Origin of the sequence: Paenibacillus sp. AD87 (assembly GCF_001659845.1) — a bacterium.
GTDB lineage: Bacteria > Bacillota > Bacilli > Paenibacillales > Paenibacillaceae > Paenibacillus > Paenibacillus marchantiae.
Window position 1 is genome coordinate 1923455 of sequence record NZ_LXQN01000007.1, and the last position, 12971, is coordinate 1936425.

Genomic DNA, 12971 nt, shown 5'->3' on the forward strand with positions numbered 1-12971 from the left:
AATGATAATGGATGTAGGGCGTAGGGAGTTGCCGCGCAAACTGACCATCACGATGTGGGATTTTTCCTGGTACACCATGACCTTACCGGGAGAACCCTATTGCGACCTTGAGGCGAGATTTAAGGAAGCAGTGGAGAGGGGCTACAATACGATCCGAATCTGTGCGATGCCCTTTTTATTGTTCACGGCGGAAGGAAAGCGGCCGGGTCCGTTACACTTCGGTAGCCTTGGAGAGATCGGGCAGCGGACACGCTGGTACAACTGCCGAGGTGGCGCCCAGCTGGATGGACATGCACATTTGCTGGAGTTGTTCAGACAGGCCAAGGCCCATGGCTGTTATATCATCCTGTCTTCTTGGGAATATCAGCAGAGTCCCAGCTTCCTGGCCTTTCCTGCTTTGCGCGACGAGCTGGCTGCCATAGCTCCGGAGGAGCGGTTTATGGCTATTGCGAGATCCATGGATCAGCTTATCCGGTATATAAAAGCGGAAGGATACGACAAGCAGATCGTCTACGCGGAGCTGCATAATGAGGTGGAGTTCGGGCAACTGACCGAGATTGGAACCTCTCAAGGCATTGCCCCGTCCAATGTACCGGCACTGGTGGAAGCCATGCAGCCTTATATTGAAGAGGCCGTAGGTTATCTTAGAAGTGTCCACCCGGATATCCTGATGACAGCAAGTTATACACTAAATGAAGCCTATCCCAAATCCTATGTAGCGGGAAATTTACAGGTTGCACATTTCCATCTCTATATCAAAGGGGTATTGAAAGAATTAACCGAAGCGGCCGGACTTGATGATGAGCAGGCGCCTTTTCCCGACTCATTCGTCCAATCGCTCCTGCGAGAGGATGCGCCTCCATTTGAAGAGTATACGCTACCGCGCGACCAAGAATGGAGAATGGAAGGTAATCCGGTAGGGTTAAGGCTGCTCTATCTGCATGACTGGGTGGAGCCAGATAAATGGGATCTTTTTTTATACGACAATTATAGTAAACATAAGCTGGCTATGCTGCAAAAGGCAGATATGCGCTTCGAGGAAGCTCACGAATGGGCGGCTCATTCTGGCTTGCCGGTCGTTATTGGGGAAGGATATGTTGGTTATACGCCGCTGTTAGCGGGATTCGAAGAGGGGCCTGTTGGGAAATTCATTGCAGAGTACGCGCTGCGTAAAGGAATGGCTCTTGGCTTCTGGGGAATGACTCTATGCTCTAACTGTGCACCGCATCATCCTTTCTGGGACGATATCCCCTGGCAACAGAAATGGAATCGATATATTCTTGCATCGCAATAATTGTTATGTTGGAAAGAACCAAACTTTATGTTCTCCTCTTATCAGAAACGTTGTACATGAGAGTGAATACTTTACTATATCCGTACACCACGACTAAAGGAAGAAAATAAGAAAAGAAAGTCCAATAGATGTTCCAGCCATTAAAATAAAGAACTCTACCCATTTCTTTAGCCAACCATTCGATCAGCGTTAATGTAAAAGAGGTTATTAGGATTGCTAGCCACGACTTCGTATTTTTTTCAAGAATCATGTATATCATGAGGCACCCGGCAATAGGGTATATACCTAAGTCGAAAGGGAGCCCCGCATATGATTGGTTACGGGTGTTGGGAAGGATATTCCAGAAAAAATTGAAGCCCGCACTGTTTAAACAAGAAGAGGTGGCTACTCCCAGCGGATAATAAGCTAAGAGGATGTTGAAATTTCTACGTAGAATCCATCCACCGATTAAGATGGGGATAACCATACCAAAAATGACATTCCCCAGCATCGAATCACTCCCATAGGTTTTCACCTGAATAATTTCTTATTATTAACCAAATTAATAATTTCATAAGGGGTGCATCCCACTTTTGTATTATCAGGCTAGCCAGAATCCCTTGGTTGGTCTTTTTGTCGATTGAATAACGTGGTACTAGATGATAATGTGAATTAAGGGCGAGGATTCCTCGTTGGGGGAATATACTAATTGAATCGAGGTTCTGAAAATGAGGGTGAAACGAATTGTCACCAATATTAATACACAAAACGTTCCAGCAGCAAAAAGCTTTTACCAGGATGTGCTTGAACTTGATTTATTGATGAATCATGGTTGGATTGAAACATACGGATTACTTGGAGAGGAGAACGTTCAAATAAGTATCGCCACACAAGGTGGCTCCAATACACCTACACCTGACCTTTCGATTGAAGTTGATGATGTCGATGTAGTGTACGAACGCATGAAAAGCGCGGGTTATACAATAGAATATGAACTTACGGATGAGCCTTGGGGAGTTCGTCGATTCTATGTCCGTGATCCATTTGGTAAGTTGATCAATATCCTTGCTCATAGACATTAAATCAGTTGTCAGGGAGTGTATACAAGCAGAGTTACTGTTCAAATTAAAGTACTTTCTTTAAAAATTATTGTATATTGGTTTGAAGTATTGGCATTCTTTGCTCGGATGTTATGATTATATAAAAGTCGCAAATTCAAGGTGAACAATGACAGAATTGAACCAGAATAACCGTCGAATTTGGTACATAAAGCTATAGGTAAACATTTTCCAAAGTACAATGATCCATGTTTTGTCCAAGGTAAACGCAGATTATTCATCACTATTAACGGGGGGAAACAAGAATGATGAATGTTTTGTTAGTGGATGATGAGCCATGGGTACTGGAAGGTCTGCGGACAATGGTAGATTGGAACAAATACGGTTTTCAAATTTGTGGAGAGGCTGAGAACGGGAACGCTGCTTGGTCCATTATTGAGAACCTTCGGCCAGACCTGGTGTTTACAGATATTCATATGCCTTCAGTGAGCGGACTTGAACTGATTGACCGCTCGATACAAAAACTAGCCAAACCGCCGCGATTTGTCATATTAAGCGGATACGATAGCTTTGATTATGCGAAAACAGCGCTGGAACAGCGTGTGGAGGATTATTTACTCAAACCCATTGATGAGGTTGAGATTGAAAACGTATTAGAACAGATGAGTCGTAAAATTCAGAACGAGCTTGTCGCAGAGAAATTGCATCAACACGAGCGTACTTTATATGTAAATTGCTTGTTCAACCGTCTGTTTCAGGGGGAGGATAGCAGCGAACTGCAAGCCGAAGTGGAAAGTATATTGCAAATGGAGGGTCATGAGAATATGGCCTGTCTTTTAATTGAAACGGATATTTGCAATGAAGACATAAAGTCACAGGTACAGCGTTTTGCTAGCGCTCATCACTACGAATTTTTTATGGATGCTGAAGGAAGAATGGGTGTGTTTGCTGCTGTAATTGAAGATTCTCTGAGTTGGCTTGAGAGGCTAGGGAGAACCTTGTTTGAGATTTACTCCGGTCATGGATCAATTATTGTGGCATTTGGATATCACTCAGGTGGAGTAGTCGCTATGCGGTCAGCATTTGAAAAAGCGTTATCTGCTTTGAAATGGAAGCGTTATCAAAAAGGAAGCGGCATTATTCGCGATCAAGATTTGCCACGGCATAGTAACATGGCGATTGTAAATCAAAAAGCGTTGAGTAACCTGTTTAAAACCATTTTAACAGGTGAAGAGAATGGGTTGGAGAGAGAGGTACACGAGTTGCTTGCGAGTCCAGATTCAGGGCTGTCTGTGTCGGATATAGAATATGTTCGGGTACAATTGCTTGCTCTTGAAATGGGAGTTCTCAAGCAAATGAAGGAGCTGGATGGGAATGTAGACAGGTTTGTGTTGCAGTTACAACATATGTTGGGCGATTTATCTGACATTGATTCCTTTCCTGCATTTAGGGAATATGCACTTATATTAAGTCTCAACGCTTTGAGAGCTCTGCAGGAGCAGCGGAAAGAAAAAGAATGCAGCACGATTTTTCGTGTAGTGCAATATGTTAACCATGAGTTTCGGGAGAAGCTGCAGCTCCAGGAGATTGCACAGAAATTTCATATGAATGCCAACTATCTGGGGCAAGCCTTCAGACAGCAGACTGGCAAGTCTTTTCGGGAATATCTGAATGATAAACGGATCGAGGAGGCGAAGAGACTATTACGTCAGAGCTGTTGTAGCATAGCCGAAGTTGCGGTCCATTCAGGATACCCTAATGCCGACTATTTTGTAAGTCAGTTCAAACGAATGACGGGGATGGCTCCCTCCGCGTATCGAAAACAACCATAGATTGGGACTCGACAAGTAATGAATGAAGGATGGCGATGGAAGACATGTTTAAGAAATTCCGATTTCGCGGCATCGTGAACGATATTCCTTTGAACTACAAGTTTATGCTGATCTATGTTATCGGTATTTTGCTTCCGATCATAGCAAGCAATTATTTGTTCATGGATCGTATGTCGGGGCTAATCAAGGAGCGGGAAGAGCAGAATCTGCAAATATCGCTGGAGCGGGCGAGAAAGGACATTCACACCATGATTGACGGGGGGATCGCTGTCAGTCACGCCTTAATCACGGACAAGCTGTTGTCCGAATCCATGGATCGTGTATACAAAGACCAATTGGATTTCTACAATACATTCGATGAACAGCTTCGCCATCGAGTGACTTCCTATATTCCCGTGAACAATCAAATCCAGCGGATCGGCATCTACACAGATAATCCAACGATTGTGTCTGGAGGGGATTATTATTATCTGGACAGTTCAATGAACGCCAGTGCCTGGTTCAGACAATGGGAAGCAGCAGGGGAATCACTAAGTGTACTCGCTTATCGCGATCAGGCAGCGAATGATCGCGCGGCGACCTCGTCGTATTTTAGCGTGATTGAAAAAATGGACTATTATAACGCAGACAACTCTTACGAGAAGTTAGTGCGCATTGATTTTTACCTTAATCGATTCTATGACGTTATTGCGAGAGAGAAAAGCTCGCTGGACCTGTATCTGGTCAACGCGAAGAATCAGATTATCGTGTCCACAGATGACAAGTATCAGGGTGAGGTAGATAGTGATTATGCGTTATTTGATACGAGCAAGGCGGCGGACAAGGACCTACATATCGTACCGATTGGCAAGGCCAGCTATGTGAAAGGTTGGAAGCTCATTGGCGTACCTCAGGAAACACGTGTCAAACAAGCGATGCTCTCCATGAAACTTTATTTCGGCATGCTCGCTGGTATCATTACTTTGGTTACCTCCATCTTCATCTATGTCATGCTGCGCTCATACAATTATCGAGTGAAACGTCTGTCCAGACATATGCAAAAGGTGGGGAACGAGAAATTTGATCTGATCAACATTGATGGGGGACAGGATGAGATAGGTCATCTGATTCGTAATTTCAATATGATGACCGCTCAGATCCATTCCTTGATCAATAATGTGTACAAGCTTGAAATTCAGCAACGGAGCCAGGAGGCTGAGCGCATTCGCGCTGAACTGAATTTGCTGCAAAGCCAGATGAATCCTCATTTTTTATTTAATACGCTCAATGCGCTACTGGTGGTTAGCACCAAAAACAATTATACGGATGTCAAAGACATTATCAAGGACCTATCCAAGTTGCTTCGCCGCTTGTTGAATTGGAAGGACGATGTGGTCACGCTGGAAGAGGAAATGAGTTTTACGGTCATGTATCTGGGGATCGAGAAGTTCCGTTTTCGAGACAAGTTTGAATATTACATTGATATTAGCGAAGAGGCGAGGCAGTATAGAATTCCAAAAATGAGTATCCAGCAGTTGGCCGAGAATGCTTGCAAACATGGAATTCAGGCTATTGAGGGGTTAGGGTATGTGAAGATTAAAGCGGAAGTTGTGAGCGAACGCCTGCGCGTCGTTGTATCCGATAATGGTAAGGGCATGGATAAGGAACGGCTGCAAGAGGTTCTGTATCATATGCGGAGCAAGGAGGAGAGCGGAGGGAGTAACATTGGCATACGTAACGTATATCGCCGTCTTGAATTGTATTATGACGATAAAGTGGATTTTAACTTGGTGAGCAGAATAGGAGAAGGGACAGAGGTCTCCTTCGAAATTCCATTGCAACTGTTAGATCATCAGGGTGAAGAAGGAGGTAAGGACAATGGCATTTAGAGCGCTGCTGATTGATGACGAGCCATGGGCGCTAGAGGGCTTGCAGCTGTGGATTCCATGGGAAAGTCTTGGCTTTGAGGTATGCGCTATGTGTGGCAACGGTGCGGAAGGGTTGGAGCGAATGGAAGAGTTACAGCCGGATCTTGTCATGGTTGATATTCAAATGCCAATTATGAATGGGCTAGAGATGATTGAAGAATGGCGACGTAGAGGAAACTGGTCGACCAAGTTCATTATTCTTACGGGGTACAGCGATTTCGAGTTTGCGCGAAAAGCGCTTAAATTCAAAGTTTCCGGTTATCTGTTAAAACCATTGGATGAGGAACAGGCGGAGTCCGAGATTCGCATGATGGGCATGGAACTGATGAAGGAGCAAGAGCAGCTTTATATTGGGCAGATTGCATTGAGAGAGCAGGAAATGTTGACGATGAAGCAGGCTTTATTAGGCAAAGTGCTGTCTGCAGAGGGTACTCAATTGATGCAGTCCCTTTCCCAGTCAGCTGAATCCTGGATTGTATGCCTGGTTCAGGTATCGGAGAAAGAGTTTGGCCGGTGGAGCAGTCTTGCTTCAGAGATTCTGAACGGACGGGATGTCATCTATATCATTCGTATGCGAAATGATCTTGTATCCATTGTGTTTGGCGATGTTTCCCCCGGACCTCAGAGAACGAGCGGAAATTTTAGAAAACAATTAGAAACACTGGCTCGCCGTCTGGCGGGCTTTCGTACATATATGGCGATTGGCTCAACCGAATCCTCTCTTCATCACATCAGCAACTCCCGAATAACAGCAGAGAAGGCGTTGCTGCACGCTTTTTATGAAGCGGAAGAGAACAGCATAATGGATTATGCCGATATCCAGAACCACGATTTTCAAAGGCATAACCAACAGGTTGAACTGATCGAGCGAGTACTGGGAGCACTTCAGCTCATTGATTACGCCAACTACCAGTCCGCTGTGGAGTTTATTGAGCAATCCTTTCGACAGATGCGGGTCCACCCGGATGAAGCCCGAAAATTTGTGATTTACCTTCTTCATGAAATTCGTGCTTACATGAGGGCGCAAATGGCAGAAGATTCAGAGAATTACCGTATGTTCGAAATTCCGGAACTGGATGAAGCACTGTTAACCCTTGATGATTTGATCGGCATGCTGCATTCGTGTGGAAGAGTCTGCTTTGAGTTTTTGCTTAAAGAGAGCGTCTTCGAAGCGCAAGGTATTGTACAGGAAATCAACGATTATATTCATACGCATTACCAGGAGGGATTGACTATTAAGTTGCTATCGGAACGTTTCTTCCTGCATCCGGCCTACTTGGGACAACTATTGATACGCAAAAATGGAATCGGCTTCAATGAACTGCTTCATAACCTGAGGGTTGAGGAGGCATGTCGGTTGCTACAGATGAATCAGTACAAAAATAGCGAGATCTCGGAAAAGGTTGGATACGCCAATTACCATCATTTTTTAAAGCAATTTGAGAAACGTATGGGCATGTCTCCTAACGAATACAAGAAAACCTGAGCTTTTCTCGGAAAGAGCTATAATTCGAATATAGTTTCCATAGAGATGTAAATTTATAATTAAATTATTCAAATGAAAGGGCTTTCATATAGTGAGATTAAACTTTGGAGGTGCTTTATGGGGGACAGTAAAAAATCATTCTTCCGTATGGGGGCAACACTGTTATTGTCGTTGAGTGTTGTGCTAGCAGGTTGCTCAGGCGGCAATTCAGGCAGTGGAGAAGAGAGTAGTAAAGGTAGTGAGGTGGGGGCTGACAATCCGTTAGAAATCTCGGTATTCCTGAACGAGGCCGGACAACAGCCAACCGCTGACAACAAAATCTACAAAAAAATCAAGGATGAGCTTGGCGTTACATTCAAATTTGAATTTTTGGCTGGCGACAAAAACCAAAAGCTTGGCGTTATGATTGCCGGAGGAGATTATCCGGATCTGATCTCTGCGGACACCAAACTGACAGCAGCCGGTTCGGTCATTCCGTTGGAAGACCTGATCGAGGAGCATGCGCCTAATCTGAAGAAGCATTATGAGAAGTACTGGAACCAGATGAAGGACCCTAACGATGGACATATCTATTACTTGCCCAACTATGGTGCATACAACGGTGAGGTGTCGGACACCTACTACAGCGGACCTGCCTTCTGGATTCAGAAAGCCGTGTTGAAAGAGTTTGGTTATCCTACGCCAAAAACATTGGACGAGTACTTTGACTTGATCGCCAAATACAAGGAGAAGTATCCCACGATCGACGGCAAGCCGACCATTGGCTTTGAAGTATTGAACTATGACTGGAAAAACTGGGGGTTGTTGAACCCGCCACAGCATTTGATTGGTCATCCGAATGACGGGGGAGTCGTTGTAAACGACGGCAAAGCAGAGATCTTTGCAGACAAAGATTATGCCAAAACCTACTATGAGAAACTTAATGAAATTAACGGCCAAGGCTTGCTCGACAAGGAGGCTTTTGCCCAAAACTATGATCAATACATGGCCAAATTGTCAAGCGGTGCAGTGCTCGGCATGTTCGACCAACACTGGAACTTCGGCAGCGCGGAAGATTCTTTAAAAACACAGGACAAAATCGAACGCACGTACGTCGGCTTCCCGCTGGTATACGACAGCAGCACGAAGGACTACTATCGCGACCGCGCAGCGCTTAACCTGAACAATGGTTACGGCATTACTGTAAGTGCCAAGGACCCTGTCAAAATCATTAAAGCGCTCGACAAGCTTATGGAAGAAGATTGGCAAAAGGTGCTTACTTGGGGCATTCAAGATGAAGACTATTATGTCAACGACGAAGGTCGTTTCATGAAAACCCAAGAGCAGCGCGACAATTCCGCGGATGCCGCCTGGAAGCTGGCCAACAAAGCAGATGCTTTTTACGGCACTGGGCCGAAGATGGAAGGGTACTTCAGCGATGGCAACGCAACTTCGGCAAGCAATCAGCCGGAAGAATATCAGGCTAGCTTGAAACCGTTTGATAAAGAAGTTTTGGATGCTTATGGATTCAACAGCTTCGTAGACTTCTTCAGTGATCCACCGGAAAACCCGATCTATTACCCGGCTTGGTCCGTCGATCTGGTTGAGGGATCTCCAGCCAAAATTGCCAATACGAAGCTGAACGAATTATCAACCAAATATTTACCGAAAGCGATTTTGGCTAACACATCCGAATTCAGCAGTGTATGGAGCGAATACGTTTCCGAAATTCAAAAGCTGGATATCAAGGCTTTCGAAGGCCGCATCAATGAAGTATTGCAGTGGAGAATCGATAACTGGTCGGTGAAATAAGAAAATGCTGTCAGGAAGGAGGGCTACCTTCCTTCCTGATTTTTTTAAAGAACATATCGCTGGACGTTATTCCTTTCAATATAAAGATGGATAGGAGCCTGATATTATGGAGGAAATTGTAGTGGATACCAAGCCGCTCCGCCCGAAGAAAAAAACGAAAATTAGGCGGATTACTTGGCAAAATATCAAAGCACAGAGACAGCTCATATGGATGTCTGTTCCTCTGCTTGCGTACATTATCATCTTTGCTTATGTGCCTGTCTGGGGCTGGACGATGGCCTTTCAGGATTACAAACCGGCCAGAAGTTTCTCGCAGCAAACGTGGGTAGGGTTCAAGCATTTTCAATTTTTGTTCACGGATGACAATTTCTTGCGCGTGCTTCGCAATACGCTTGCCATGAGTATCATCAACATGATTTTGGGTTTCGTTACCGCTATTGTTTTGGCATTGTTACTCAATGAGATCAAGAAGATCATGTGGAAGCGGACGGTACAAACCATCTCTTATCTTCCTCACTTCTTATCATGGATTATCGTTACCGGCATCGTAGCGACATCGCTTGCCTCTGACGGCATTGTCAACGATATCCTCATGAAACTGCACTTAATCAACGAGCCGATCTTGTGGCTGACGGAAGGGAAGTATTTCTGGGGCGTTGTTGCAAGTTCTCATATATGGAAAGAAGTCGGATGGAGCACCATTATTTATTTGGCGGCCATGGCCTCTATTGACCCGGCACAGTATGAAGCTGCCGATATTGATGGAGCCAATCGATATCAAAAAATGTGGAATGTCACCTTGCCGGGAATCAAGCCTACCATTGTCATCCTGTTGATTATGTCGATTGGACATATTCTAGAAGCCGGCTTTGAGGTTCAGTATTTGCTGGGTAACGGGTTGGTTGTTGACTGGGCGGAAACGATTGATATCTTTGTGCTCAAATACGGGATTGCACAGGGCAACTATTCGCTCGCAACTGCAGGCGGAATATTCAAGACAGTGGTCAGCATTACGATGTTACTTGTAGCGAATTGGACCGCCAAGCGGCTTGGGGAAGAGAGGCTGTTATAATGACGAAAAAAACACCATTGTCTGGTTTAGGAAATACAGCGGCGCTTTCCGTACGCCGCCCAGGTGGCAGAGGCATGGAACCGTTTCTGTTCAACACCTTTAACACCATCTTCATGGTTCTGCTGGTGATTGTGACGTTGTATCCATTTTTGAACACAATTGTGGTTTCGTTTAATGCAGGGAATGACACCATTCGAGGAGGCTTATATTTGTGGCCCCGCGATTTCACCATGCAGAATTACAAAGCCGTATTTGCATCAGGCACAATTTATAACGCATTTTTGATTTCCGTTGCACGTACAGTACTATCCACCGTTTTAAACATTTTCTTGACCACCATGCTGGCTTATACGCTGAGTCGGCGCGATTATATTTTCCGCAAGCTGATTACGACCATTTTTGTACTCACCATGTATTTCAACGCAGGGCTTATTCCGGGATACTTCCTGATGAAGGACCTGCACTTAATCAATTCATTCTGGGTATATGTTTTACCATCGCTGATTAGTGCGTTTAACCTGATCGTCATACGTACTTATATATACACGATCCCCGAAAGCTTGATTGAATCTGCCAAAATTGACGGAGCAGGAGATTTCAGAATTTTCTGGAGAATTATTTTTCCACTGTGCAAGCCTGTGCTGGCGACCATTGCGCTCTTTGTCGCAGTCGGCGCGTGGAATTCCTGGTTCGATGCTTTTCTGTACACGTCATCACGTCAGGAGCTCAGCACACTGCAATACGAACTGATGAAGCTGTTGTCTTCCAGTATGAATGCCAACAGTAATCCTTCCGTTGCGAACGGCGTGGGGGTGGAGCATTCAACACAGGTAACTCCAATTTCCATTCGTGCTGCAGTTACAATTGTTGCTTCGGTACCGATCCTGCTGGTATATCCGTTTATGCAAAAATACTTTGTTGTGGGACTTAATGTAGGGAGTGTGAAGGAATAGATGAAGCAACTCCAAGCTAATACCATCTGTTATGCCAACCCAATCCTTCCCGGATTCTATCCGGACCCCAGCATTGTGAAGGCGGAAGAATTTTTTCACCTCATTTGCAGTTCATTTGAGTATTTCCCCGGAGTGCCGATCTTTCGGAGCCGGGATCTCATTCACTGGGAGCAAATCGGCAATGTGTTGGATCGGGTCAGCCAGCTTGATTTGACCGGGCGGAAAAGCTCAGACGGCATTTATGCTCCGGCCCTGCGTTACCATGAAGGTACATTTTACATGATTACGACAGATGTGAGAGGTATCGGCAATTTCTACGTGACGGCAACCGACCCTGCTGGCTCCTGGTCCGATCCGATTCGTATTCCATACGGTGGAATCGACCCATCGTTGTTTTTTGATGACGATGGCAAAGTGTACGTGACCGCCCAACAAGGTGCCGATTACGATTCTCATGCCATCCAGTATGAGATCGACATCGCCACTGGTGAGGCGCTCTCTGAACCACAAGTTGTCTGGTATGGGGATGGAGGGCCATGGACCGAAGGGCCACATCTGTACAAAATCAATGGATTGTATTACATGATGTCTGCTTCTGGTGGGACGGCAAAGGAGCATCGTGAGATCATCGGCCGAAGCGATCGACCTTATGGTCCGTTTGAACGCTATCCTGAGCCGATCCTGACCCACCGCCATCTGGATCATCCAATCCAGTATTTGGGTCATGCCGATCTGGTGGAGGATCACCACGGAGACTGGTGGGCCGTTTTCCTTGGCGTGCGTTTGACAGAGGAAGGATATAGTGTGCTTGGACGTGAGACCTTCCTCGCCCCGGTCGTTTGGAACGAGGGCTGGCCCCACATTGACAACAATGAAGGAATAGTGAGTCTGGACATGAAGGTCCAGCGATTGCCAATGACATTACCTTCTTTGCCCGGGAGCCATACTGCCATCGTTGTCGGCCGGGACGAATTCGACGGAGAACTCGGGCGGCAATGGATGTTTGTGCGCAACCCGACAGAAGGAGCATGCTCGCTTACAGAAAAACCAGGTTTCTTAACGTTGTATGGTCAAGCGGGAGGTCTTGGGGACGTAAGTGAGATTACGTTTGTTGGGCGCAGGCAGCAGCATATTCATGCCAGCTTTACAACCTGCCTGACTTTCAGGCCAGTTGCCGATGGAGAAGAAGCGGGATTGTGTGTTCGCCGGGATGAGGATGCACACTATGAGATTGGCATAAGACGGTTGAACGGACGAAACATTCTCTTTGCTCGCTTGACGGTGCGTGGAGAGTCGAACTTGGTTCACGAGAGCGAGACTGTAACAGAGCGGCTGTCGCTCCGAATCGAATCGACAGATAAGGAATATAGGTTGACTTGTTCCGAGGACGGACAGAACTGGACAGCCTTGGGTTCAGGCTCGGCACGTGCCATATCACCGGAGGACTTTGTGCACAAAATGTGTTTTACCGGAGCTGTGGTCGGACTATATGCTACCGGCTATGGTAAGGCAAGTAGCACACCTGCCCATTTTGGTTGGTTCGAGTACTCGGTCTGATTCAGTTGCTAATAAATCAATGTGAAGAAGGAAATTTAGAGG

Annotated in this window: 10 protein-coding genes; 9 read left to right on the forward strand and 1 reads right to left on the reverse strand. The window is 45.7% G+C overall.

The features are described 5' to 3' along the window. Positions 1-7 precede the first annotated feature (7 nt). Positions 8-1294, forward strand: a complete 1287-nt coding sequence (locus gpAD87_RS08755) for a cellulase-like family protein (protein ID WP_064637575.1) — start codon at positions 8-10, stop codon at positions 1292-1294. 25 nt (positions 1295-1319) lie between these two features. Here the strand turns inward: gpAD87_RS08755 and gpAD87_RS08760 are convergent, their stop codons facing one another. Beyond that, positions 1320-1784, reverse strand: a complete 465-nt coding sequence (locus tag gpAD87_RS08760) for a CBO0543 family protein (protein WP_064637577.1) — start codon at positions 1782-1784, stop codon at positions 1320-1322. A 217-nt stretch (positions 1785-2001) separates the two neighbouring features. Between gpAD87_RS08760 and gpAD87_RS08765 the strand changes: the two genes are divergently transcribed. The 8 genes from gpAD87_RS08765 to gpAD87_RS08800 all read left to right on the forward strand — a co-directional run bounded on the left by gpAD87_RS08765 (position 2002) and on the right by gpAD87_RS08800 (position 12929). Beyond that, entirely contained in the window at positions 2002-2355 is a 354-nt protein-coding gene (locus gpAD87_RS08765) for a VOC family protein (RefSeq protein WP_063563652.1), read from the forward strand. A gap of 281 nt (positions 2356-2636) precedes the next feature. Further along, positions 2637-4163 carry a response regulator transcription factor gene (locus tag gpAD87_RS08770; protein WP_064637578.1) on the forward strand — a complete coding sequence of 509 codons (1527 nt, stop codon included), beginning with the start codon at positions 2637-2639 and terminating at the stop codon, positions 4161-4163. A 44-nt stretch (positions 4164-4207) separates the two neighbouring features. Next, entirely contained in the window at positions 4208-6031 is a 1824-nt protein-coding gene (locus gpAD87_RS08775; RefSeq protein WP_064640813.1) for a sensor histidine kinase, read from the forward strand. Beyond that, positions 6021-7556 carry a response regulator transcription factor gene (locus gpAD87_RS08780; protein WP_064637580.1) on the forward strand — a complete coding sequence of 512 codons (1536 nt, stop codon included), beginning with the start codon at positions 6021-6023 and terminating at the stop codon, positions 7554-7556. The genes gpAD87_RS08775 and gpAD87_RS08780 overlap by 11 nt, the downstream gene beginning before the upstream one ends. A gap of 117 nt (positions 7557-7673) precedes the next feature. Next, complete coding sequence (locus tag gpAD87_RS08785) at positions 7674-9347, forward strand: ABC transporter substrate-binding protein (RefSeq protein WP_064637582.1); 1674 nt, start codon at positions 7674-7676, stop codon at positions 9345-9347. Between the two features lie 106 nt (positions 9348-9453). After that, positions 9454-10419: an ABC transporter permease gene (locus tag gpAD87_RS08790; RefSeq protein WP_064637584.1), complete on the forward strand. Its 966-nt coding sequence runs from the start codon at positions 9454-9456 to the stop codon at positions 10417-10419. Then, positions 10419-11372 carry a carbohydrate ABC transporter permease gene (locus gpAD87_RS08795; protein ID WP_063563657.1) on the forward strand — a complete coding sequence of 318 codons (954 nt, stop codon included), beginning with the start codon at positions 10419-10421 and terminating at the stop codon, positions 11370-11372. The genes gpAD87_RS08790 and gpAD87_RS08795 overlap by 1 nt, the downstream gene beginning before the upstream one ends. Then, positions 11373-12929 carry a glycoside hydrolase family 43 protein gene (locus gpAD87_RS08800; protein WP_064637587.1) on the forward strand — a complete coding sequence of 519 codons (1557 nt, stop codon included), beginning with the start codon at positions 11373-11375 and terminating at the stop codon, positions 12927-12929. Positions 12930-12971 lie beyond the last annotated feature (42 nt).